This is a genomic window from Exiguobacterium sp. KRL4 (assembly GCF_001870785.1).
Taxonomy (GTDB): Bacteria; Bacillota; Bacilli; order Exiguobacteriales; family Exiguobacteriaceae; genus Exiguobacterium_A.
Genome location: NZ_MOLV01000047.1, coordinates 1 through 1,572, shown reverse-complemented (window position 1 = coordinate 1,572; position 1,572 = coordinate 1). Strand labels below are relative to the sequence as shown.

The 1,572-nt window shown below is 45.4% G+C and carries 1 protein-coding gene; it reads right to left on the bottom strand.

Features of this window, described 5'->3' with window-relative positions; genetic code table 11:
* The coding region (locus tag BLD48_RS16000) for an IS1182 family transposase (protein WP_071501025.1) at window positions 1-1,433 on the bottom strand (1,433 nt) is incomplete at its 3' end.
* Between the last annotated feature and the right edge of the window lie 139 nt (window positions 1,434-1,572).

Genomic DNA, 1,572 nt, shown 5'->3' with positions numbered 1-1,572 from the left:
CGTAGACAAACCCTCATTTCAACATTGAAATGAGGGTTTGTCTTATGTAGTCGTATAAAATGGTCTGAACAACAAGGATTCCCACCGGAATCCCATGACCAGTTCGCCAATTTTTTGAGGTTCAGGGCACTAAAAGTAAGCATCGCTTGTAGCGTTGTTTTTTTCAGACCACGATATCGGGCCCAACGCATGCCATGCTTTTCTTTTGCATCTGCGAAGACGCGTTCGATGGTCTCCTGTCGTTTTCGATATAGTGCCCGGTTCACAGAGGTATGTCGCAAATGCTCCACCTCATCCATCGCCTCCTGCCAAATATGACGTAGTATCATTTTTTTGTTCTCTTGACTCTTCGTGCACTGTGAAAGAAAAGAGCACGACGCACAGATCATTGGATCAGAGACATATTCCCGATAGCCCTCTCGATTGGTCGTCCGATAACGAAGAACTTGATTGTCGGGACACAAATAACAGTCATAGTATTCGTCATAATAGAAGTCTTTCGTTTTGAACATTCCCTTCACCCCTCTGGGGCGTGTATAAGGAAAAACCGGTAAGATGTTTCGTTGAAGGAGGTGATGTGCGAGTTGGACTGTCTTGTAGGCAGAATCGGCTACGACAGCGAATGGCTGACTGAAACGATGAATGATGGATTCAAGAAGAGGTTCAAGCATTTTACTATCATGTACATTGCCTGGTGTGAGGATCAGTCCAAGTACGAAGCCATTTCGATCACAGGCTGTATGGCAAGAATAAGCGAATAGTCGTTCACGTTCCCCCTTCACGTAGTAACCACTCTCGGGATCTGTCGTACTTTCCTTGATTTCACGTGTTTCAAGACGGCTCTCCTTGGGGGCGAAGGGCTTTTTTCCATGCAGTACCCGATCCTCGTTGATTTCTTGGTCGAGTTCTTCTTTATATTGTTGGATAGCACGACGGACGATCTTTTTCTTCTTGAACTTCCGTTTATTTGCGTTCGCCTTGATGTGTGTGGAATCCATGAATAGGACCGAAGGGTCCACGAACCCGGCTTCGACACCTTGTGAGAGGATACGATAAAAGATGGTTTCGAACACATCCGTGTCTTGAAACCGACGGACGTAATTTTTTCCAAAAGTAGAGAAGTGCGGAACTTTCTCATCCAATCCGATTCCGAGGAACCACCGATACGCGACGTTCGTCTCAATCTCCTTGATGGTCCGACGCATTGATGGAATACCAAATAGGTATTGGAGAAGCGCCATCTTAATCAATAAAACAGGATCGATACTAGGTCTTCCGTTATTTTCACAATACAGTTTCTCTACTAAAGGATAGACGAATTCAAAGTCCATGACCTGATCCACTTTTCGAACGAGATGGTCCTGCGGGACCAATTGTTCCAATGTGATGGTGATGTTCTCAGAACGATGATGTTGGTCTCTTTTTCCCATCATAATGATTCCTCCTCTTTCGAATATCTATGTTAGTTTTATACCCGGAAGCGTGAAAGAAAAAGCGTTTGTTCGCTCGAAATCGCTTCCTAGGGAAAAACAAGCAGGAGCGACCCAGCAGCGAAGCGATGCGGCGCGATGC